This is a genomic window from Sphingomonas montanisoli (assembly GCF_008274695.1).
Taxonomy (GTDB): Bacteria; Pseudomonadota; Alphaproteobacteria; order Sphingomonadales; family Sphingomonadaceae; genus Rhizorhabdus; species Rhizorhabdus montanisoli.
In genome coordinates this window covers 89032-110255 of the sequence record NZ_VTOU01000002.1, presented here as the reverse complement: position 1 = coordinate 110255, position 21224 = coordinate 89032, and the positions used below count along the sequence as shown (strand labels likewise).

20 protein-coding genes are annotated in these 21224 nt (G+C 61.8%); 8 read left to right on the top strand and 12 right to left on the bottom strand.

Going from position 1 to position 21224, the window contains the following annotated elements:
• Nucleotides 1-202 precede the first annotated feature (202 nt).
• The 7 genes from FYJ91_RS06260 (at nt 203) to FYJ91_RS06230 (ending at nt 8291) form a co-directional block, all read left to right on the top strand.
• Complete coding sequence (locus FYJ91_RS06260; RefSeq protein WP_149521446.1) at nt 203-1384, top strand: CaiB/BaiF CoA transferase family protein; 1182 nt, start codon at nt 203-205, stop codon at nt 1382-1384.
• The gene (locus tag FYJ91_RS06255) at nt 1381-2796 is read left to right on the top strand and encodes a 3-isopropylmalate dehydratase large subunit (RefSeq protein WP_149521445.1); all 1416 of its coding nucleotides are present in this window, start codon (nt 1381-1383) and stop codon (nt 2794-2796) included. The genes FYJ91_RS06260 and FYJ91_RS06255 overlap by 4 nt, the downstream gene beginning before the upstream one ends.
• On the top strand, nt 2793-3398 hold the full coding sequence (gene leuD / locus FYJ91_RS06250) for a 3-isopropylmalate dehydratase small subunit (RefSeq protein WP_149521444.1): 606 nt from the start codon (nt 2793-2795) through the stop codon (nt 3396-3398). The genes FYJ91_RS06255 and leuD overlap by 4 nt, the downstream gene beginning before the upstream one ends.
• A 26-nt stretch (nt 3399-3424) precedes the next feature.
• Entirely contained in the window at nt 3425-4816 is a 1392-nt protein-coding gene (locus tag FYJ91_RS06245) for an FAD-dependent oxidoreductase (RefSeq protein ID WP_246152490.1), read from the top strand.
• An 88-nt stretch (nt 4817-4904) separates the two neighbouring features.
• Complete coding sequence (locus tag FYJ91_RS06240) at nt 4905-7067, top strand: TonB-dependent receptor (RefSeq protein ID WP_149521443.1); 2163 nt, start codon at nt 4905-4907, stop codon at nt 7065-7067.
• 30 nt (nt 7068-7097) lie between these two features.
• Nucleotides 7098-7769 (top strand): Fe2+-dependent dioxygenase, encoded by a 672-nt coding sequence (locus FYJ91_RS06235; protein WP_149521442.1) that lies wholly within the window; start codon nt 7098-7100, stop codon nt 7767-7769.
• A gap of 66 nt (nt 7770-7835) precedes the next feature.
• Complete coding sequence (locus FYJ91_RS06230) at nt 7836-8291, top strand: c-type cytochrome (protein ID WP_149521441.1); 456 nt, start codon at nt 7836-7838, stop codon at nt 8289-8291.
• Here the strand turns inward: FYJ91_RS06230 and FYJ91_RS06225 are convergent.
• The 8 genes from FYJ91_RS06225 to FYJ91_RS06190 all read right to left on the bottom strand — a co-directional run bounded on the left by FYJ91_RS06225 (nt 8279) and on the right by FYJ91_RS06190 (nt 16775).
• Nucleotides 8279-9040, bottom strand: coding sequence for a transporter substrate-binding domain-containing protein (locus FYJ91_RS06225; RefSeq protein ID WP_149521440.1), 762 nt, complete (start codon nt 9038-9040; stop codon nt 8279-8281). The two genes, FYJ91_RS06230 and FYJ91_RS06225, sit on opposite strands and share 13 nt — an antisense overlap.
• A gap of 29 nt (nt 9041-9069) precedes the next feature.
• Entirely contained in the window at nt 9070-9468 is a 399-nt protein-coding gene (locus FYJ91_RS06220) for a carboxypeptidase-like regulatory domain-containing protein (protein WP_149521439.1), read from the bottom strand.
• Nucleotides 9469-9513: 45 nt separating this feature from the next.
• Nucleotides 9514-9864 (bottom strand): hypothetical protein, encoded by a 351-nt coding sequence (locus tag FYJ91_RS06215; protein WP_149521438.1) that lies wholly within the window; start codon nt 9862-9864, stop codon nt 9514-9516.
• Nucleotides 9864-10325 (bottom strand): hypothetical protein, encoded by a 462-nt coding sequence (locus FYJ91_RS06210; protein ID WP_149521437.1) that lies wholly within the window; start codon nt 10323-10325, stop codon nt 9864-9866. Before FYJ91_RS06210 ends, FYJ91_RS06215 begins: the two co-directional genes overlap by 1 nt.
• A gap of 31 nt (nt 10326-10356) precedes the next feature.
• A complete protein-coding gene (locus FYJ91_RS06205) occupies nt 10357-10797 on the bottom strand; it encodes a c-type cytochrome (protein WP_181008382.1) in 441 nt (146 codons plus the stop codon).
• Nucleotides 10798-10868: 71 nt separating this feature from the next.
• A complete protein-coding gene (locus tag FYJ91_RS06200; RefSeq protein ID WP_181008381.1) occupies nt 10869-12764 on the bottom strand; it encodes a carboxypeptidase regulatory-like domain-containing protein in 1896 nt (631 codons plus the stop codon).
• 86 nt (nt 12765-12850) lie between these two features.
• The gene (locus tag FYJ91_RS06195) at nt 12851-15277 is read right to left on the bottom strand and encodes a TonB-dependent receptor (protein WP_149521434.1); all 2427 of its coding nucleotides are present in this window, start codon (nt 15275-15277) and stop codon (nt 12851-12853) included.
• A 181-nt stretch (nt 15278-15458) separates the two neighbouring features.
• Complete coding sequence (locus tag FYJ91_RS06190) at nt 15459-16775, bottom strand: MFS transporter (RefSeq protein ID WP_149521433.1); 1317 nt, start codon at nt 16773-16775, stop codon at nt 15459-15461.
• Between the two features lie 201 nt (nt 16776-16976).
• Between FYJ91_RS06190 and FYJ91_RS06185 the strand changes: the two genes are divergently transcribed.
• The gene (locus FYJ91_RS06185; protein WP_181008380.1) at nt 16977-17756 is read left to right on the top strand and encodes a GntR family transcriptional regulator; all 780 of its coding nucleotides are present in this window, start codon (nt 16977-16979) and stop codon (nt 17754-17756) included.
• Here the strand turns inward: FYJ91_RS06185 and FYJ91_RS06180 are convergent.
• Genes FYJ91_RS06180 through FYJ91_RS06165 form a run of 4 tightly spaced genes read right to left on the bottom strand, consistent with a single transcriptional unit; the run spans nt 17753 to nt 21190 of the window.
• The gene (locus FYJ91_RS06180; protein ID WP_149521431.1) at nt 17753-18667 is read right to left on the bottom strand and encodes a polysaccharide deacetylase family protein; all 915 of its coding nucleotides are present in this window, start codon (nt 18665-18667) and stop codon (nt 17753-17755) included. The genes FYJ91_RS06185 and FYJ91_RS06180 overlap by 4 nt on opposite strands.
• Nucleotides 18664-19560 carry a polysaccharide deacetylase family protein gene (locus FYJ91_RS06175; protein WP_149521430.1) on the bottom strand — a complete coding sequence of 299 codons (897 nt, stop codon included), beginning with the start codon at nt 19558-19560 and terminating at the stop codon, nt 18664-18666. The genes FYJ91_RS06180 and FYJ91_RS06175 overlap by 4 nt, the downstream gene beginning before the upstream one ends.
• On the bottom strand, nt 19560-20243 hold the full coding sequence (locus FYJ91_RS06170) for an isochorismatase family protein (RefSeq protein WP_149521429.1): 684 nt from the start codon (nt 20241-20243) through the stop codon (nt 19560-19562). Before FYJ91_RS06170 ends, FYJ91_RS06175 begins: the two co-directional genes overlap by 1 nt.
• Entirely contained in the window at nt 20240-21190 is a 951-nt protein-coding gene (locus FYJ91_RS06165) for a hydroxymethylglutaryl-CoA lyase (RefSeq protein WP_149521428.1), read from the bottom strand. Before FYJ91_RS06165 ends, FYJ91_RS06170 begins: the two co-directional genes overlap by 4 nt.
• Nucleotides 21191-21224: the final 34 nt, after the last annotated feature.

The window sequence follows — 21224 nt, the reverse complement described above, 5'->3', positions numbered from 1 at the left end:
ATAATAGGCGGCATCCGGACGCAATTCTGCCCGCGGCAACTGATAGACATAGGAATTTCGAGCCGCCTGGGCGTTCCCCGCATCGCCAGCAGCGCGCCTCGTGCTTGTTCATATTTCTTATGACGTCAGCCAAGCGGGGGTCTTGTGGGTTTTGTTATATATATATATCAAATCGACGGACGGATTGAATCGGAAAGAAAAAATGACGGAAGCCGCACAGCCGCTGGCTGGCATTAAGGTCGTTGAGTTTACGCACATGGTGATGGGCCCTTCGGCGGGCGTGATCCTGGCAGATCTCGGAGCGGACGTGATCAAGGTCGAACCGATCGGCGGCGATCATACCCGCGAATTGCTGGGATCGGGCGCGGGCTATTTTCCCATGTTCAACCGCAACAAGCGCAGCATCTGCCTCGATCTCAAAAGCCCTACCGGTCTGGAGGCGGCAAAGCGGCTCGCGCAGGGGGCCGATATTCTGATCGAAAATTTCCGTCCCGGCACGCTCGCCCGGCTGGGCCTGGGATATGACGAACTGGCGCAAGCCAATCCCGGCCTCATCTACTGTTCGGCAAAGGGTTTTCTGCCCGGCCCCTATGAACAGCGCACCGCGCTGGACGAGGTGACGCAGATGATGGGCGGTCTTGCCTACATGACAGGCCCGCCTGGCCGCCCCCTGCGCGCAGGATCGTCGGTGATCGACATTACCGGCGGCATGTTCGGCGTGATCGGCATCCTCTCCGCGCTCGAACAGCGCCACCGCACGGGCACGGGCTGCGAAGTTAAATGCTCGCTGTTCGAAACGACCGCCTTCCTGGTCGGGCAGCATATGGCGCAGAAGGCAGTGACGGGCCATGCAGCGCAGCCAATGCCGGTCCGCATCTCCGCCTGGGCGATCTACGACGTGTTCGAAACGCAGCACGAGGACGAACAATTGTTTGTCGGCGTCGTCAGCGACGGACAGTGGCGGACCTTCTGCGAGGCCTTCGACCTGGGCGATTTCAGCGCCAACGAAGACTATCGCCTGAACAACCAGCGCGTACTGGCGCGCGACCAGATCTTGCCGCGCATCCGCAGCCTGTTCGCGGCCATGGCGCGCGAGGATATCGTCGCGAAACTGGAAGCAACCGGCCTGCCCTTCGCGCCGATCGTGCGTCCGGACGAGTTGTTCGACGATCCGCACCTTAATGAAGGCGGGCTGGTGGCACTCACCATGGCCGACGGATCGACGGCCAAGCTGCCGGCGCTGCCGATCGCGTTCAACGACCAGCGCGGCGGGTTGCGTCACGATCTGCCGACGCCTGGCCGCGACACGGGCGACGTGCTGCGCGAACTCGGCTTCGACGAGGACGAAACTGCCGGGCTGATGGCGAGCGCGCGCATCGGATGACCGGCCAGACCGCATTCGAAAAGATATGGCAGGCGCACCTGATCACCGATCTCGACGAAGGGACCGGGTTGATCGCGATCGACCGTGTCCTGCTGCACGAACGGACCGGCGGGGTCGCGCTCAACGGCCTGCATGAAAAGGGCCGCGACGTCGCAATGCCCGCGCAGGTCTTCGCTACGATGGATCATGTGGTCGATACCTTCCCCGGCCGCACCGATCGCACGACGATGCCGACCGGCACCCAGTTCATCACCGCGACCCGAGAGGCCGCGCTCGCCGCCGGTATCTCGTTGTTCGACCTGGGCGATCCGCGCCAAGGAATCGTGCATGTCATCTCGCCCGAAATGGGAATCGTCCTGCCCGGCCTGACGCTTGTCTGCCCCGACAGCCACACGTGCAGCCAGGGGGCTCTGGGTGCGTTGGCCTGGGGGATCGGATCGACGGAAGCCGAACATGCGCTGGCGACCACCACATTGCGCGTCCGCAAGCCCAAGACGATGCGCGTCACCGTGTCCGGAACGCTTGGGACCGGCATCACCGCCAAGGATCTGGCGCTGCACATGCTGGCGCGCTTTGGCTCGGCCGGGGCCAAGGGCCATGTCGTCGAATATGCGGGCGAAGCAGTCGAGATGCTCGACATCGAGGCGCGGCTTACCCTGTGCAACATGGCGACCGAATTCTCGGCCTTTTCCGCCTTCATCGCCGCCGACGACAAGACCTTCGACTATCTGAAGGGGCGGACTTATGCGCCCGCAGGCGATGCATGGGATGCGGCGGTTGCAAGCTGGCGGACGATGACAAGCGATCCGGATGCGACGTTCGATGTCGAACTGCAGGTCGACGCCGCCGATGTCGCGCCGATGGTCAGTTGGGGCACCAGCCCGCAACAGGCGGTGCCGCTCGACCGGACCGTGCCGCGCGCGGGTGAACTTTCTGCAGTCGACGCGCCCGAGGCACATGCGCGCGCACTCGATTATATGGGGCTGGAGGCCGGAGCCATGGTCCAAGGGCTCGCGATCGACGCGGCTTTCATCGGATCGTGCACCAACAGCCGCCTGTCCGATCTGCGCCGCGCCGCCGATATACTGCGCGGCCGGAAGGTCGCCGCTGGGGTCAAGGCGATTTGCGTGCCGGGATCGTCTCAGGTGAAGGCCGCTGCAGAGGCCGAGGGGATCGACGTGGTGTTTCGCTCGGCGGGTTTCGAATGGCGCGAAGCCGGCTGTTCGATGTGCTTCTTCGCAGGCGGCGAAAGCTTCGGCGCGCAGGAACGCGTGATCAGTTCGACCAACCGGAATTTCGAGAGCCGGCAGGGGCCGGGCACACGCACTCACCTCGCCTCCCCTGAGACCGTTGCTGCATCCGCTATCGCGGGGCGCATCGCCGATCCCCGCATGCTGGATCCGCTGCCATGACCCCATTCGATCGGCTCAGCGCGGTCGCCGCGCCGTTGCTACGCAATAATATCGATACCGACGCGATTATTCCGTCGCGGGAGATGACGTCGGTGGGCAAGACCGGGCTGGCGGCGGGCCTGTTCGCCGGCTGGCGGTACAACGCAATCGGATCGCGCGCTCCAAATCCCGACTTCATCCTGAACCGGCCCGATTTCGCCGACGCAGCGATCCTGCTGTCGGGGGAGAATTTCGGCTGTGGATCAAGCCGCGAACATGCGGCGTGGGCGCTGGCCGAATATGGCTTCCGCGTGGTGATCGCGCCCTCGTTCAACCCGATCTTCCGGGGCAATTGCGTGCGCAACGGGATCGTGCCGGTCGAAGCCGATGCCACGGAAATCGCTGCCGATCTGGAGGCGACGCCCGGCATGCTGACCGTCGACCTGCCGAACCAGACCGTGACCGCCCCATCGGGTCGGAACTGGTCGTTTACGATCGAGGACGAAGGCAAGACCATGCTGCTCGGCGGGCTTGACGCGATTGACCTTACCCTGATCCGCAAGGCCGAGATCGCCGCCTATCACGACCGTGACAGGCAGGCGCGACCTTGGGCCTATCTTTAACCAACGCCGCGAGGATTCGACCTTCCATGCCGCAGATCAAGCGCGACCCCGTCTCGTTCGAAATGTCCTTCCCCGTGGTCATCGTGGGCGGTGGCGGCACCGGGTTGAGCGCGGCCCTGGCCGCGAGCGACGGCGGGGCGGATGTACTGGTGATCGAACGCGACGCGACCCCGCTTGGGTCGACCGCGATGTCGACCGGGCTGATCCCCGCCGCGGGCACGCCGGAGCAGGAAGTCGCCGGGATCGATGATTCACCCGAGCGCTTCGTCACCGACATCATGGCCAAGACGAAGGGACGCACCGACCCGGCCTTTGCGCGCCTGCTGGCGCAGGAATCGGCCGAGACGATCGCCTGGTTGCGTGACATTCACGGCGTACCGTTGAGCCTGGCCGACGGCTGGCTATATCCCGGCCACAGCGCCAAGCGGATGTACGGCACCCCAAATCGCGCCGGCGGCGAACTGATGGCGGCGCTGGAAAACGCATCCGAGCGAGCCGGCGTTACCATATTGTCCAACGCAACCTGCGAAGCGCTGCACATGCACGAGGATCGCGTCGTCGGCATCCACGTCGTCCGGCCGGACGGCGAGCGCTACGATATCGGCTGCGGTGCGCTGATCCTCGCCTGTTCGGGTTTTGGCGGCAATGCCGACCTCGTCAGCCGACTGATCCCGGAAATGGCCGATGCGACCTTCCACGGCCATCCGGGCAACAAGGGCGATGCTCTGCTGTGGGGCGAGCAGATCGGCGCGGCCATAGCCGACGTTTCCGCCTATCAGGGCCATGCCGGGCTGGCGGTGGGGCATGGTGTCCCTATCCTGTGGCCGCTGATCATGGAGGGCGGCTTTCAGGTCAACAGCCTCGGCGAGCGCTTTTCGAACGAGGCTGCGGGCTATTCGGAACAGGCTGCCAAGGTGAATGCGCAGCCCGGCCACATCGCCTTTTCGATCTTCGACGAGAAGCGTCATCAATTGATGATGGCATTTGACGATTATCATGATGCGTTGCGCGCCGGCGCCGTGATCGAGGCAGCCTCAGTCGAGGACCTTGCCGCCCGAACCGGCCTGCCCTTGGGCTCGCTTGCAGCGACGCTGGCCGGGGTGGAGCAGATGGTGGACGGCACCGTCAGCGATCAATTCGGGCGCGATTTCACGGGCAAGACGCCGCTGGCCGCGCCCTATCGGGCGGCCAAGGTTACGGGCGCACTCTTCCATACCCAGGGCGGGTTGATCGTCGATGACGAAGCATATGTCGTAAAGGCGAACGGAGGCACATTCCCCAATCTGTTCGCAGGCGGCGGCGCAGCGCGCGGCATCTCGGGCCCGGGCGCCGATGGCTATCTGGCGGGCAACGGACTGCTCGCCGCCACGACGCTGGGTAAAATCGCTGGTCGTGCAGCTGCCGCAATCGCCGCCTGACGGAATTCAGCCGATTTCCGCTTGTATTGCGAATGACTCGCGATATATTTGTTACCAGTATATAACAAATTGAAAATCGGGGGTCGCAATGATCTGCAAAACGACTCTGGCCGCGATGTCGCGACCGGCATCGAAGGGGCTTGCCTGCTCACTCGGGCTTATGCTTGCATCGGCTGCTTCGGCTGAAGGCGCGAGTTCCGACATCATTGTTGTCGGCAACGTCATCGATCAGACGATCGGTTTGTCGAAAGTCACGACCAACATCATCGACACGCCCCAGGCCATCTCTCGCATCGGCGAGGACGAACTCGAACGGCGCGGTGTCAACAATCTGTCCGATGCCTTGCGGATCGTGCCGGGAATCAGCCTGGGCGCGGGCGAGACAAGCTGGCAGGGCAACAATCTGGTCCTGCGCGGCTTCACGACGCGCAACGACACCTTCCTGGATGGAATGCGGGATTACGGCTATTATTTCCGCGATCCGTTCAATAGCGCCAGCCTGGAGGTTCTGAAGGGCCCCGGATCGACGCTGTTCGGCCGTGGATCGACCGGCGGCGTGATCCATCAAATCAGCAAGACCGCGACGCTTGATCCTGTGACCACGTTGGATGTCGCGCTGGGTACGGACGATACGCGCCGCGTCACCGCCGATATCGACCGCGCGATAGGTGAGACGATCGCCGTTCGGGTCAATGCGATGACGCATCGTTCCGAAGTCGCAGACCGCGATGGCGCGCTGCAGAAGCGCTGGGGCATCGCTCCATCGATCGCGCTAGGTCTGGGCACGCCCACCCGCGCCTATTTGTCCTGGCTTCATCAAGAGGAAGACAACCGACCCGATTACGGCATCCCGTGGTTCAACGGGCGCCCTGCGGCGGTAAAGCGTGACAATTATTATGGTTTCGACAGCGACTATCTCGACACCAACGTCGACGTCATCACCGCCCGGATCGAGCATGACGTGTCGGACACGATCCGCCTGCGCAATCAGTTTCGCGCAAGCTGGGCCAAGCGATCGTTTCGCACGTCCGAAGCCGTGATTCCCGCCGGCACGCCCGTGACCACGCCGCTCACCAACATCACGCTCACCCGTAACGAATTTTCGGGCTACAGCACCGACCGCTTCGTGCAGAACCAGACCGACGTCACGTTGAAACTGGGTGCTGCCGGCTTCCGACACACGATCGTCGCGGGCGTGGAGCTGGGTCGAGAAATGCCGCGCCCGACCTACATCTTCCACGAAGGTGTGATCACCACCAATCTCGCCAATCCGCCCAAGCAGGCTTTCGCGCAGGCGCGCCAATATGTGCGGCTGCGCGCACGCACACGTGCCGACACGATCGGCGTCTATGCGTTCGACACGATCGAGGCGGGCGAGCACTGGATGGCGGTCCTCGGCGTCCGGTGGGATCGTTTCGACGCCGACTATCGCAGCGCCGGGTTCAATGCCGCCGGCGCCACCGTCGCCACGACCGACATCAACCGCGTCGACAAGAAAGCGAGCCTGCGCGGCTCGCTCATCTACAAGCCTGGCAAGTCGAGCAGCATCTATCTAAGCTACGCCAACAGCTTCAATCCATCGGCCGAGGGAATAGAATCCCTGATCTCTGCCGGCCGTTCGGTGGGGCAGGCGAATATCAATGCGGATCCGGAAAAGGGCCGCATTTTCGAACTGGGCACCAAATGGGGGATGCTGGACGATCGCCTGCTGGCCACGGCGTCGGTGTTCGACGTGGTGAAGTCCAATGTGCGCGTGCCGGATCCCGCAAACCCCAGCGTCAATGCCAATGGTGGACGCCAGCGCGTGCGCGGCTTCGAAATGGAGGCCGTGGGCGCGATAACCGAACGCTGGACGGTACGTGCGAGCTATACCTATCTTGATACCGAAACCACCCGTTCGGACAATCCAACCGCCGGCGGATCGCCTCGTATCGGCAAGCAATTGGCGATTGCGCCCAAGCATAGCGCAGGCCTTCAGACCGATTACGTGCTGGTGCCCCGTTTCGCGATCGGAGGCGGCGTGATCTATCAGTCGAGCAGGCTGGGGCAGAACACCAATGCCTCGCTGCTGAGCGCACCGGGATACACGGTGTTCGAGGCGCGGGCGCGGTACAACGTTACCGAACAGCTCAGCGTGCAGGTGAATGTCTATAATCTCACCGACAAGCTATACTATGACCAACTTCATCCCTTCCACGTCGTCCCAGGCGCGGGGCGCAGCGCGCTCCTTACGCTCAGCTGGAAAGGCTGATCGGACCCCTATCGCAGAGGCCAGACCGTCATGCTCCACATCAATGCAGTTCTGAGGGAGGACGATCTGGCCGAACTGCACGCGATCCTTGTCGAAGGCGATTGGATCGATGGCCGGCAGACTGCAGGCCATCTTTCGGCCCAGGTGAAGAACAATCGCCAGCTTGCCGAAGGATCGGCCGGCGCCGCGCGGGCGGGCGCGATCGTCACCCGCGCGCTCGAAATGAATCCGCTGTTCATGTCGGGGGCACTGCCGGCGCGGATCGTGCCGCCGCTGTTCAACCGCTACGGCCCCGGCGAGACCTATGGCGATCATATCGACGGGGCACTGCGCCACGCCGGGGGGCAGCGCATCCGCACCGATCTGTCGGCTACGCTGTTTCTCAACGCGCCCGAGGATTATGACGGGGGCGAACTTACGATCGGCGAGGGATCGATCACGCACCGCGTCAAGCTGGCGGCCGGCGACATGCTCCTTTATCCCGCCACGGCCATCCATCGGGTCAGTCCGGTGACGCAGGGGGAGCGAGTCGCCGCTTTCTTCTGGATCCAGAGCATCGTGCGCGACAATCACCAGCGGCAGATGCTGTTCGACCTCGATCGCACCGTGCAGCAGTTGACGGCCGAAGCCGCAAGCGATGAAGCCGTGCTCGCGCTCACGGGCCACTATCACAATCTGGTGCGGCTATGGGCCGATGGGTAATGCCTTCTCCAAGCCTCGCATTTGACCGATATATAAGTCAATTCACCAGCATCGAGTGAGGCCTTCATGCGGATCAAAGGCATAATTCTCTCCCTCGCGATCCTCGGCGGGGCGCAGTCGCAGGCGACATCCGCCACCGACCTCAACGACGCCGTGATCGAGCGCCGCACGCACATGGCGGAGTTCAACGCCGCGATGCAGGGGCTGGGGCAGCAGATCATGAGCGGGAAGCCCGATCGCGCGGCCGTTCTGGACTATGCGAAGGCTATCCAAGAACTCTCGAAGGCGCTGCCGGGCTGGTTTCCGGCAGGCAGCGGCAGCGACAAGGTTGCGGATAGCGCCGCCCTGCCCGGCATATGGGAATCGCCCGACGATTTCGCTGCTAAGGCGGCGGCGCTTGTCCAGGCCAGCGACGACCTGGCCCAGCTCGCGGACAAGGGCGACCTGCGCCAATTGATGAGTAAGGCGATGGCGGTCGACGGTAGCTGCGTCGCCTGCCACAATGTCTATCAGAAGCGCTGAGGCCGGCGCTCCAGCGTCACGTTGGCATCCTCAACAAAATGACGGCGGTAGAGCGTGCCGTCCTTCAACGCCGCAGGGATCGCGCGGCGGGCAACCTTGAGCAGATCGGCGTCACCCGCCCGGATGATCGGCGCTAGCGGTTCGATGCTGAAACGATCGGGCAGGATACGGTAGCGCTTGGCTTTGTCATGCGAGAGCGCGGAAAACAGGCCGCTCACATCCCAACTCCATCCCCTGCAACGTCCTGCCTGAAAGGCCATCCGGGCCGCTGTCGCGTTCGCCTGCGGCAGTTGGCGGATATTTGGGCGAGCGCGTCGCAGCTGGCCCGCAAAAATACTATCGCGCTCGACGCAAACCATCGCACCATCAAGATCATCGGCTGTGCGGGCGGGATCGTCGCCATGCAGCGCGATCGCCTGGCCATCCTGAAAGCTGACCGGAGCAAATCGGACACCCCAAGCCTCTTCGCGCGCCGGTTTGGCGGTAAGACCGTGAAAGACGAGATCGATCGTATGATCCGAGCGGAACTGGTCGATCGTGGCGATCGGGACGAAGCGGGCATGGGCGGCGTCACCAAGCAGTGCGCGAGCGACGGCGCGGCAGAGGTCCGCGTCCAGCCCGGTCGCGGATGCCGGCCCAATGACGAGCGAGAAGCCGGGCATATCGGGGGCAAGACCGCAGGTCAGAATGCCGCGCGTCTTTATGTCCGCGACCCGTCTTGCCTGGCCCGCGCCAGGCAATGCCAGCAACAAGGCGGCGGCGAGGAACCTGTAGAGGATCAGCCCTTCGCGAGGATGAAGTTGATCTCGACCGGCTGGCCCGGTTTGCGCGCGCGGCTCATGTTCACCGATTTGATCAGCTTATAGCCGGGCTTGATCACGCTAACCTTCACCTGTTTCGGATCGATGTTGTTCGACAAGCCATTCGAGCGGTAGCGGCCGCGCGCATCGGTATCGAAGCTCAGGCTCTGGTTGAACGACATCACGTCGAGCGAGACCTGCGCGCCGGGCAACGGCTTTCCGGCCGTGTCCGTCACCGAACCAAGATACACGGTGCCGGTATCCGAATCATGCTGATGCTCGTGGAAGAACAGATATCCGTTGGCCGACGCGGCGCCCGAGGCCGTGGCGGCCAATGCTATGGCCATCACAACCCGCGAGAACTGGTTCAGCGACATGGCAACCTCCAACCAACGCGAAACGTCATAATAGTAAGGCTTTTATCAGAAATAGTGCCGCAGGAGAAAGAGAATGATCAGCATTATGAGCGTCGGCACCGCCCACAGCAGCCAGCCGAGACCGCGAACCAGTGCGAGCGACCAGCGTATCGGCAGAAGATAGGTTAGCAGCCCGCCGGCCAAGCCGACGATCGCCGCATAAACCATCCAGCCATACCAAAACATCGGCGGGCCTAGATCGGGCTGCGCCGCCCAGGTGAAATCGCCGGTTTCGGGATAGTAGACGAAGGGCGACAGGCCGAAGCCCATGAACAGGAAATAGCCGATCGACGCGAAGATCGAGAAGGCGGGAAAGGTGCGGGCGGCAAAACCGGGCCGGATACCTGCATCATCCATTACATAAGCCCCCGCACATTGTTGACGATGTGCCCGCCGAGAAAGCCGACCCAGACGGCTATGGCGATGAAGACGGTCACGCCCTTGCGCGCGCCCTTCGCCTCGGCGGTCGGAATGCGGTGCCACAGCAGCCAATAGACCGGCAGCAGCGCGAGCCCGACCGCGAGGATGTGCTCCTTATACTCGAAGATGCCGACGGTGCTTTCCTGGCCCAGATCCTCGAGGATGGTGCGGACGGTGTAGCGATAATGCGTGTAGATCCAGCTGCCCACCACGAACGTAGCCAGGTAGAGCCAGATGATTGCGTTGGTGAACATTTTGTCGCGAACGGTGGCATAACTTTCGACGAAGCCGGCTTTGCCGCCGCGCGACCGGAATACCGCAACCGCCTGATGGGTGACCGCCCCCATCAACGCGACCGCCAGCAATCCATGAACGATCAGCAAACTGACCCAGAACATCGTGCCCCCCTTCGCTATGCAGCTTCGCCCATCACTCCTGCGCCGAAGCTTTGCCGATATAGGCGACGATCGCCTTTCGCTCGGCGGCGTCTTCCATGCCGATATAGGGCATTGCATTGTCGGGCACGAATTCCGGCGGGCTCTTGATCCACTTATCAAGATTCTCCGGCGTCCAGGTCAGCGTGGAATTGAACAGGGCGTCCGAATAGGTGAACTCGCTGCTATTGGATCCAAGCTTCTTGCCCATCAGACCCCACAGATTGGGGCCCATGGATGGCCGGCCGTCCTTCACGATGGTGTGGCATTCGCCGCAGTTGGTTTCGAAGCTCTTGCGCCCCGCCTCGATCATCTGCGGATCGATAGAAGATGCCGCCGGCCCCTGCTCGATCGCTGGGGTGCCGAAACTCGCGGTGCCAACCAAAGCACATCCGGCAATCAGGAGGACGATGGCGGGTTGGGTGAAGCGGGACATACGCATTCCTGACACTGTAACTTGGCGAAAAATGGGCACGGAGGCCGGAATTACCGGCCTCCGCTCAATTGTTATTCGAGGTGACCCAAGGCCGAGTCCGGCTTCACCGGACCCAGAATCTTAGGCGCGGTAGCATTGCCCGGCGTGGCCGAGTTCTGGGCGCCGTTGGGCGATTCCTTGATCACCCCTTCCGCCTTCGGCGGCGGCGGTCCCTGATATTTGGACAGGTGGTTCGCCGTATTGTTCGGGCCGAAATAGGCGGCGAACTCGGTGATCGCATCCTTATCCGGATAGAGGACCGATGCAGTGCCGCCATAGGCGCCAGACTGGCCAGCGCCACGATCCGTGAACCACACGCCGCCATTCCTGCCGATCGTCATCATCGGAATATCGGTGCGGCTGGGCGCGGGATAACGGGTCATCTTGCGAGTCTTGGCGTCGATCCGGATCAGGTAATTGTCCGTCGAAGCCCAGACATTGTCCTGTTCGTCGGGCTTGGTATCGTAGGGGTTGGTGTAGGGAATACCGATGGGATATTCGGTCACCTTCCCGCTTTCCGGGTCGAGCTCAAACATCGAGCCGCCCTTCACCAGATTGGGACGCCCCCAGGTCGAAGCCCAGACGTGGCCCTTCGAATCCACGCCGAGGCGACGGATGTTTGTCGGCGCAAGCGGCGTCAGACGGAAGCTTTTGTAGGTTTCGGTCGCGGGATCGAACATGCCGATGCTGCTCTTGTGATACTCGCCGAACCAGACACGTTCCTTCTGGTCGAGGACGAGACCATAAGGTCGCGACTTGCCATAGGTCAGACCGGGCTGGGGCAAATCCCAATATTTGACCGTGTCGGTGGTTCGTTCCCACTTTGCGATCTTGCCAGCACCGAGCATGGCCATCCACAGATCGCCCTTGGTGTTGAACATGGTGGTGATCGACCCGAGACCGGCGCCCTTCTCGATCACGTAGGAATCGTGCTTGTCGGTGCTGGGATCGTAGTGACGGATGGTTTCACCCGTATACCAGATTCCGCAATTTTCGTCGGTCGTGATGCCGTGGCCACCGCCATGTCCGACGATGTCGACATGCTTGCCGGTTGTCGGATCGAGCTTCACCAGGCCTGGCAGGCCGCGGTCTGCGATGTAAACTTCGCCTTTGCAGAAATCGATCTGCTGGGTGAAGCGGTCGGGCTTCCCGGCTACGTTCGGGAAGAAGTAGGTAATATACTGGGCCTTGCCGAGCATCTTCTCGTCAAGCGGCGGATCGGGCAGTTCCTGCTGCACGACGCGCGGCTTGGAATCAGCCCCGAAATTCTTGGCGAGATAATCGATCAGGACTTCTCGCTCGCCCGGCTTCAGCAGCTTGGCATCCCAATAGCCGACGCCACGCTCACCAAAGGCCGGTCCCTTGTGCATGCGATCGACCGTAATCGCCCATGCGGCCTTGTCCTTCAGATTGCGTCCCGTCGGATAGGTGCGCTTCACATTGTAAGGAAAGAGCTGAACCGTGTGGCAGCCCTGGCAGGTCCGTTCGATGATGTCGCGACCGGCACCCGCCGGATAGATCTTGTTGTAGGGCTGGATCTCCGTGTCCGGATAAACCTGACCGCCGATATAGGTTGGTGCGACAGGCGCTGTCTTCGCTGCGATGTTGAGCGTCGCTGTCTTGCCCGGCTCGATCGTGATCGTCGCGGGTGCGGCCTTCAGGCCGGGCTTGTCGATCGTCACCGTATAGGTGCCCGGATACATATTGGTCGCCCGGAAAGCGCCATTTTCGGTGAAGACCATATATTTGATCTGACGGTCTTTGTTGAACGCATAGACCTTGGCCGACTTAAACGCCTTTGCCGCCTTCACCGAGCCCGTCATTTCGCCCATGCCGGGCAATTGCGCGGCGTGTGCGCCGACCGCGCCCAAGCCGAATGCCGCCGACACCATGGCGATCCCACGTCGGAAACCCATTCTACTCGTCATCTCAGACCTCGCTGGATTAAGCGTGTCGCTCCGCCGGGTGAACCGGCGGAGCGTGTGCATTTTCCTGGTCAGGAGCGATGCTCCCATCAGAACTTGTAGGCGACGCGAACGCCGTAGGTTGGCTTCTCAGGCAGCGCGAAGGAGAGCGCACGGCCCTGCCCCGTCGGCCCCAGATCGAGGTTGTTGGTTCCCGACGACGCCGAATTGATCGCCTTGTTGTTGAAGATATTCGTGGCGTAGAGAGTGAAGCTATATTCTTCGCGCTGCAGCCCCAGCGTTGCGTTCACGCGCTTCACCGCCCCGGTTCGCGCCAGATTGGCATCCTCGGCGAAGCTCGTTCCGCGATAGGTGAAGTCGCCATGCGCCACGACCGTGAAGATGTCGTTGATCGGTCGCGAATAGGTGACCCCGAAGTTGCCCGTATATTTCGGGACACGCGCCTTCTGATTGCCCGTCACAGTACGCGTGCCGATCAGCGGCTGACAGACCGAGCAGAGATAGGCACTTTCCAGCTTCACACGGGTGTAGCCGAAGCCGAAGTCCGTGGTCAGCGAGTCCGAAATCTTGAGCGAGCCTTCGAGTTCCATGCCGTAAAGCTTGGCATCGCCGCTGGCTGTGGCGATATCGACGCCACGCCCCAGCGGGTTCGCAGCGGTGCGCGAGATCGTCAGGTTGGTGAAGACGTGGATGTTGCTCCAATCACCATAGTAACCCGCGAGCGTTCCGGTGAGAATGCCGCCGAAGAAACGGCCCTTGATGCCGCCTTCGTACATCCACAGCTTTTCCTGATCGAGCACGATCGAGCTTGCACCCGTTTCGAGTTCGATCTCTGCGCGCTCGGCGGCGGTGAAGAGGCCGAGGTTGGCGTTGAAGTCGCCGGGCCGGTAGGCTTGCGCCGCACTGGCATACAGATTGATCTGATCGCTGGCCTTGTACTGCAGGATAACGCGCGGCTGGAAGCTCTTGAACGTCTTCTTGTAAACCGGGCCCACCGTCGGCTTGATGACCTGCGAGTTGACGTTATCCCACTGATATCGCGCCTCGACGTTCAGCGTCAGGCTTTCGATGAAATCATAAGCAAGCGCCGTGAATACGCCTGTCGTGAGGACGTCGCGATCGGTGACCAGCGCACCGTCGTTGAAGCCGCTGGCGGTCGTGCCTTCACCAAACGAACGCCCCTGCGCCTGCTGGAAGAAGGAACTGGCGCCAACCATCCAGCGGAAGCTCTGCTTCGCCGGCGAGCTTACACGCAGTTCGCCGCCATAACCGAAATTCTCCTGGTCGACGCGATTCTGCAGATCTTCCTGGAACTGCGGCGCACCGGGAAGGCGTCCGAAGTTGGGATTGGGCCGGCGCGTGGTATTGGTCACCGCGTTACCGGGTACGATCTCGAACGCGTTGTAATTGTAACCGCCATTCGCGTCGATCGAGATGCCGCTATCGAACTCGTAGCCGAGCGCCAACGTGCTCTGGATCGCGTGACGCTCCAGCCCCGCACCCTGCAGGAAGTTCTGATCGACAACCGAGGCGAGGTTAGCGTCGTTGTTGAGGATCAGGCTTCGGAAGCGCGGCGTAATCGTCGTAACCTTGCCGATCGCCGAGGCTGGGATCGAAGGAATCTTGCCGCAGATATAGGTGTTGACCGTCGCACCCGTCGTCCGACAGTTGCGCTGCGCCTCACCGGTCAGCGCGTCTGCGGAGGGGCCGTCACGGTCCTTCCAGACACCAAGGAAGGCCTTGGCGTGGAAAGCATCGTTGGGCTGGAACAACAGCGTGCCGGCGACCGACTTAGTCGAACGCGCGCCCAGGCGCTCGCTCGAATCCGCAGCGTTCACATACTGGCCGTCAGTGGTGTAATACCGCCCGCTCAAGCGGAAGGCGAGCTTGTCGCCGACCAGCGGACCTTCGACCATGATGTTGGTATCAGCGGTACCGAACCGGCCGACATCAGCCTTTGCGCGGCCCGACCATTCGAAACCGGGATCCTTCGAGATGAAATTGATCGCGCCAGAAAAAGTCGAGCGGCCGAAATACGCGCTCTGAGGTCCCTTGATGACCTCGACACGCTGCACGTCGTCCAGGCCCGGAATGTTGCCGCCAACAATCGGAATGCCGTCGAGGAAGGCCTGCGCCGGCTGGCGCGTCACCAGAAACGTGCCGGCCTCCATGCCGCGGAACGTGAGCGTAGTGAAACCACGGTCGTTACGGCCGAGATTTTCGTTCACATATTGGAAGCCCGGCGTGAACTGCGAGATCGCCTGAATATCCTTGATGCCGCGCGACTCGAGCGACTTGTCGCTCAAGGCCGAGATCGCGACAGGGATCTCAAGAAGGCTTTCATCGCGCCGACGCGCAGTGACTGTGATTTCCATCGAGTCCGCGGCATCAGCCGCGGTTTGCGATCCGGTGTCGACACTTGAGGCGGCATTCTGCGCAAAAGCCGCCCCGGCCTGAAACGAGCCAATCGCGATAGCCAACGCGGCCGACGATACCCGCCAAAAACTCTGCTTCATTGTACTCCCCCTTCGAACTGACGAAACTCCCTGGATGTCCAGCCTGCGTCCGCGATTTTCGCGTCGGCCTCGCCGGACTTCAGCCCGTGTCGAACGCCTATTTGTTATATGATCATATCAAAACACGAGTCGCGCCGGGGCGCAAGTCAATTGTTATACAAATATGACTTAACACCCTCGTTCAGGTGAGATCTCCGCGATGGCGCACCAGCGATGCGAGCACCCCCGCGAACACGAGCGGCGCAGCGAAGCAGAGGAATACTGCCCATAGCGGCACATCGGTGGCGAGCAGGAAACCGCCCGCAAGTGGGCCGATCACCGAGCCACCACGACCGATACCGATCGCCCAGCCGATGCCCGAACTGCGTACCGACGGTGGATACATCTGCGCGGCGAGCGAATAATATCCGCTAAAGCCACCCTGCACCGTGAGCCCCAGGAGCGCGGCGATCAGGAGCACGGCTGGCAAAGGCATTGGTGCAGCGAACAGGACGAGCAGTGCGCCACCGACCATCATGTAGATGCGGATCAGCTTTCCGATATCGAATCGCGTGGCGAGCCATCCGATGCTCGATGCGCCCACCAACCCACCGAGGTTGAAGATGGATCCGGCCCACAGCGCCTTGTTGGCATCCAACCCCGCTTCGATCGACAGCTTTGGGATCCAGCTCGTCACGAAGTAGAGCACCGCGAAAGACGCGAAAGACGAAACCCACAGCAGCAGGGTCGATCGCCATAAACCGCCCGCGAACAGGTTACCGATCTTCGGCAGACTTCCGCGCTCCCTTTGCGCAGGCAATTCGGAGCGAGGCGGCAGCGAAAGGCGCATCCGCAAGGCGTTGATGCGATTCAGCGCGTTTGGCGGCTGGCGATTTTCGAGATAGTTGATCGATTCCGGCAGCCAGATGAATGCCACAGGCAATACCAACGCGCTCGCCAAGCCGGCAAAAAGCAGGGTGGTTTGCCAACCGAAGGCCGGAATTGCCCAGATGGCAAACAGGCCCGTAAAGACCGCTCCCAGAGGATAGCCGGCCTGGAACGCGCCGATCGCGAGACTGCGCTTGCCGGCCGGAGCATATTCGCTGACGAGCGCGGCGATGCTGGCTAGCAGTGTTCCTATGCCGATCCCGGTCATAGTGCGGAAGGCGATAAAGGCACCTAATGATCCGACAAGACCCGTCCCCAAAGTGCCTAAAGTGAGCATGGTGAGTGCGGCGAGAATGACGGGTCGCCGTCCAAAACTATCCGCCAACGGTGCGATCAGCACGCACCCCGCCATCATGCCGGCCAGGCCGACCGAAAAGATGATGCCAAGCGTTCCGGTGTCCAGATTCCAGTCCGTCGACATCGTCGGCGCGACGAACGACATGATCAGCACATCCATGCCGTCCAGCGCATTGATCAGCGTGCATAACGCAACGACGAGGAACTGCATCGGCGTCCAGCCGATCAGGTCCGTACCGTGGGTTGTTTGGGTTTCGCCGTGCGTTGCCGCCATTTATTTGCCCCCGCAGAAAAAAGATTGAGCGACTATCACCTGCGCTCTCGATCGGCACAAGATAATTGTTATAACTATATATCTTTTGACGGCACGGATCGCGGATCGTGCAACTTCACAGCGCACGCGGAGTCGCCTATGTATGCGGCGGTAAGCAGGCTTTTGCGCCAGCCGACAATGATGAGAGACAGGGGAGCAGATATGTTCGATGGCGGCCAAGAAGCTTTCAGCATCGACCGCAATACGGCTGTCCCGCTTTACCATCAGATTTACATGCAGTTGCGCGACGAAATCGTATCCGGTGCGCGGGCATTTGGAACGCTGGTTCCCACCGAACAGGAGCTGTCGAACAATTTCGGTGTTTCGCGTATCACGGCGCGCCGTGCGCTTGACGAATTGGCAGGACAGAATTTCGTCGCACGCAAACGCCGGGTCGGCACGCAGGTCATTTATAACCTGCCTGTCCGGCCGATCGAGGCGAATATCGCCAAGGCGGTCGACTCTCTGGTGATGTTCGGACGCAACACCAAGGTGACCGTCATCGACATACGCAAGGAGCGAGCGATTGATCCGATCGTGTCGCTGATGGGTGTGGCGGTCGGAACCCCTTTGGTGCGGGCCACCCGTTTGCGCTGGCTCGATCGGGAGCCTCTCGGCTGCACGATCGCGCATCTTCTCGAAGAGTTCGAGGACATCGTGACGGAACGGAACCTCAAAGATTCGCCGCTGCTGACCTTGATCCAGCAAACGGGGCGCCGCATCGACAAGGCCAAGCAGACGATTGCTGCGGTGTCGGCCGACCCGGCGATGGCGGCGTCGCTCAAAATCGAGCCTATGATGCCGTTGCTCAAGATTACGCGCGCCTATCACGACGAGGACGGTGCGCCACTGCTTTTGACACGCGCCTTCTATCGCGCCGACCGCTACCAAGTCAGCGTTGACCTGCAAACCAGCACGCTGGAACCCGAAGTGAGTGTCTAGTCGCTGGTCGCATCTGCAACCTCGCCAGTGGTGAGGAAGCCGACTTCGTCGCGTGCCACCAGCCAATCGAGCAGCCGTTCGAACGCGGCGATCCGATAGGGCAGTCCCATGATGTAAGGGGTCACGTTTAGGGCCAGCATCCGCGCGCCGAAGCGCGCCGCCTCGCGCTCGAACACCATGGTCGCATCCTGCATCTGCTGGACGTAACTGTCGGCCGACTGCTGCTGCACGGTGATGATCTGGCGATCGGACAGCTCGTGGTTGACGGGCACGTTGACGATCGAGCCCGCCGCGGTGGCAAAGCGCACCGGCAGATCGTCGTTCACCCAGTCGCACATATAGCCCAGTCCCGCCTCGGCGAGCAGCCGTGGCGTGTTCCAGCTCTGCGACCGCGCGATGGACATCCAGCCGCGCGGGCGTTTGCCGACGATCTTCTCCAGCGTATCGAGCGAGGCGGCGATCAACGCGCGCTCCTCATCCTCGGGCACCCCGGTCGCGATCGTGCCGTTCATGTCAGTCGAATGGGCGACGACCTCATGACCGCCAGCGACGATATCGGCGACAAGCGCGGGATAGCGTTCGGCAATGGCGGCATTGACCGCGAAACTCGCCCTAATTCCGCGGGCGGCAAAGGCATCGAGAAAACGATAGAGACCGACGCGCGTGCCATATTCGCGCGACGTATAGTGCCGATAGTCAGGATAGGTCGTCTGCATATGACCCGGGGCGCGAAACGGCTTGTCCGCTGGCGTGATCGGAAACCATTCCACGTTGACAACGATGACCACCCCGACGCGGCGCCCGCACAGATCGGGCGCTGCCCGTTCGAACAGGTTCGACCACGGATAGAGATCGTGATCCATTCCGTAGCGGCGGCGGGCATATTGGAGATAGGCAGGGTCGAGGCTCATGCCGCCACCTCCTTGACGAAGCTGCGCATATAATGATCGGCGATGTCGCCCGACCGCGTGATCCATGCGCGGCCGTCGGCGGCGATATGACGCAGAACTTCCTCAAATGGCCCGATCCGGTGCGGCTGACCGATCAGATAGGAGTGGAGCGGGATGCACATCACCGTGCCCGACGCAGATCCCTCTGCCGCCAGCCGCTCATATTGGCGGATCAGGGTATCGGCATATTCGCGCGGCGACATGTTATAGACGAAGAAGCCGTAATGGTCGTTGACCTCAAGGCTGTAGGGCATCGAGATCAGCCGACCGCTCGCGACGTTCACGTCACCCGGCTGATCATCATGATAGAGATCGCAGGTATAGTCGAAACCATATTCGGCCAGCAGATCGAGCGTGCGTGGCGTGTGCGTCAACGCGGGCGCGAGCCAGCCCTTGATCGTCTGGCCCGTGGCGTCGCGGACCGTCCTGATCGAATCCTCGATGATCGCGCGTTCCTGCGCCTCGTCCATGCCGTAGCTGTAGCGGGTGTTGTAGATGCCATGACTGAAGAACTCCCAGCCACGGGCATTGGCGTCCTCGACCACTTCGGGGATGTGGTTGCACAGGGCGACCGACAGGCTGACCGAGCCGGGGAAGCCATATTTGGTCATCGCGTCGGCCATTCGCCAGTGGCCCGCGCGATTGGCATAGTCGCGGTGGCCGTAACCGACGACGTCGGGGTGTGGCTTCGTCCAACTCTTGCGATGCGGATTGGCAGGCGGATCGAGTTCGTAGAATTCGAGGTTCGGCGACACCCACACCGCAACCGTCTTGCCGTTCGGCCATTCGATCTTCGGCCGGTTGCGGTAAGGACGGAACGGATAGAGCCCCGGATCGGCTGCGCCCTCCTGCATCAGCGTGCCTCCAGCCAGTCGATCACCACCTGCACAGGCTCGACATCAGCATACTTGATCTGGAGGTCGGTGAGGTTGGCGTAATGGTAGCTCTCATGCTTGTCGGCGCAGGTCTCGATCGGAACGATCGTGCGATAGCCATGGCTGAGCGCGTCGACCGCCGTCGCGCGCACGCAACCCGATGTCGATCCGCCCGTCACCACAACGGTGTCGACCTTGTGCCAGACCAGATAGGAGGCGAGCGGGGTTTCGAAGAAGGCCGACGGCATACGCTTGGCGTAGATCGCATCGACCGCGCGATCGATCTCGCAGCGATCGTCGAACTCGTGCCGGCGGCTGGGGATCTTGATGTTCTGGAGCGAATCCGGCGTGTCGGTGCGCGTGCCCCACACGCCCGCATCGGCGGCATTGTCCATATAACCGACGTGGGTCCAGATCACCGGCATCCCCTTCGCGCGGGCAAGCGCGGAGATGGTGTTGGTATATTCGATCTGCCGCGGATCGGTCTCGTAAGCGGTCTTGAACTCGTCGACGCGCGTATAAGCGTTCTGGAAGTCGACATTGACGATCGCGAGCTTCGACCCGAAGCCGAACTTGTTGCGGCCCGGATTGGCCATCAACTCCTCGAACAGCTGCCTGGCCGTCTTGCCGTCCGATACCATCTTCGTGCCGATGATCGTCATGCCACTTCCTTGGTGGGTGCTGCCTGCGTGAAACCGAGCGGAACACCCGCATCGGGAAGAAAGCCGTAGAGCTGCTCGCCTGGCAGCGCTTTTTCGACGATTGACCGCACTGCGAGCAATGCGTCGATATCGATGCCGGTGCGCAGGCCCATCGCCTCGAGCATGAACACCAGATCCTCGGTCACGATATTGCCGCTGGCGCCCGGCGCGAAGGGACATCCGCCGATCCCGCCCAGCGAGGAATCGAGCGTGGTCAGCCCGCCTTCGAGCGCGGCCAGCACGTTGGCGAGCCCAAGACCCCGGGTGTTGTGCAGATGGATGCCGGTGAGCGCCTTCTCACCCACGACCCCGCGCACCAGCTTGATCAGGTGGCGGACCGCAGCCGGGTTGGCATAGCCGGTCGTATCCGACAGGCCGACCTCGTCACAGCCGGCGGCCATCAGCCCTTCAGCGAGCCGGGCGATCTGCGCATCGGGGATCGCTCCTTCGAGCGTGCAGCCGAAGACGGTCGAAAGACTGCCCTCGAAATGCGGCCGCTGCCCTGGGGGAAGCGCCTTGATCATATCGGCGATCACGTGCGCCTCGTTCAGCACCTGATCATGCGTGCGACGCAGATTGGCGAGACTGTGGGTTTCCGAGACCGATAAGGGCAAGGTCAACTTGTCCGCACCGGCCGCGATCGCTGCCTCGGCGCCACGCGCATTGGGCACGAGCACTGCCACCGTGAGGCCAGGGATGGTTTTTGCATGCGCGACAAGCTCCGCGGTATCGGCGAGCTGAGGCAGAAGCTTTGCGGGTACAAAGCTCCCCACCTCGATCTCGCGCACACCGGCACGCGCCTCAGCATCAATCCAGGCTTTTTTGGCAGCCAGCGGCATGATCGAGTCCACGCTCTGCAGCCCATCACGCGGACCAACTTCGCTTACCAAAATATCAATTTCAAACATGCCAAATACCTACATTTGTCCTATAGATATAACA

Bases quoted from the DNA above. Each gene is read 5' to 3' on its own strand.
- FYJ91_RS06260 (WP_149521446.1), top strand. From the start codon at position 203: ATGACGGAAGCCGCACAGCCGCTGGCTGGCATTAAGGTCGTTGAGTTT.
- FYJ91_RS06255 (WP_149521445.1), top strand. From the start codon at position 1,381: ATGACCGGCCAGACCGCATTCGAAAAGATATGGCAGGCGCACCTGATC.
- leuD (WP_149521444.1), top strand. From the start codon at position 2,793: ATGACCCCATTCGATCGGCTCAGCGCGGTCGCCGCGCCGTTGCTACGC.
- FYJ91_RS06245 (WP_246152490.1), top strand. From the start codon at position 3,425: ATGCCGCAGATCAAGCGCGACCCCGTCTCGTTCGAAATGTCCTTCCCC.
- FYJ91_RS06240 (WP_149521443.1), top strand. From the start codon at position 4,905: ATGATCTGCAAAACGACTCTGGCCGCGATGTCGCGACCGGCATCGAAG.
- FYJ91_RS06235 (WP_149521442.1), top strand. From the start codon at position 7,098: ATGCTCCACATCAATGCAGTTCTGAGGGAGGACGATCTGGCCGAACTG.
- FYJ91_RS06230 (WP_149521441.1), top strand. From the start codon at position 7,836: ATGCGGATCAAAGGCATAATTCTCTCCCTCGCGATCCTCGGCGGGGCG.
- FYJ91_RS06220 (WP_149521439.1), bottom strand. From the start codon at position 9,468: ATGTCGCTGAACCAGTTCTCGCGGGTTGTGATGGCCATAGCATTGGCC.
- FYJ91_RS06215 (WP_149521438.1), bottom strand. From the start codon at position 9,864: ATGGATGATGCAGGTATCCGGCCCGGTTTTGCCGCCCGCACCTTTCCC.
- FYJ91_RS06210 (WP_149521437.1), bottom strand. From the start codon at position 10,325: ATGTTCTGGGTCAGTTTGCTGATCGTTCATGGATTGCTGGCGGTCGCG.
- FYJ91_RS06205 (WP_181008382.1), bottom strand. From the start codon at position 10,797: ATGTCCCGCTTCACCCAACCCGCCATCGTCCTCCTGATTGCCGGATGT.
- FYJ91_RS06200 (WP_181008381.1), bottom strand. From the start codon at position 12,764: ATGACGAGTAGAATGGGTTTCCGACGTGGGATCGCCATGGTGTCGGCG.
- FYJ91_RS06195 (WP_149521434.1), bottom strand. From the start codon at position 15,277: ATGAAGCAGAGTTTTTGGCGGGTATCGTCGGCCGCGTTGGCTATCGCG.
- FYJ91_RS06190 (WP_149521433.1), bottom strand. From the start codon at position 16,775: ATGGCGGCAACGCACGGCGAAACCCAAACAACCCACGGTACGGACCTG.
- FYJ91_RS06185 (WP_181008380.1), top strand. From the start codon at position 16,977: ATGTTCGATGGCGGCCAAGAAGCTTTCAGCATCGACCGCAATACGGCT.
- FYJ91_RS06180 (WP_149521431.1), bottom strand. From the start codon at position 18,667: ATGAGCCTCGACCCTGCCTATCTCCAATATGCCCGCCGCCGCTACGGA.
- FYJ91_RS06175 (WP_149521430.1), bottom strand. From the start codon at position 19,560: ATGCAGGAGGGCGCAGCCGATCCGGGGCTCTATCCGTTCCGTCCTTAC.
- FYJ91_RS06170 (WP_149521429.1), bottom strand. From the start codon at position 20,243: ATGACGATCATCGGCACGAAGATGGTATCGGACGGCAAGACGGCCAGG.
- FYJ91_RS06165 (WP_149521428.1), bottom strand. From the start codon at position 21,190: ATGTTTGAAATTGATATTTTGGTAAGCGAAGTTGGTCCGCGTGATGGG.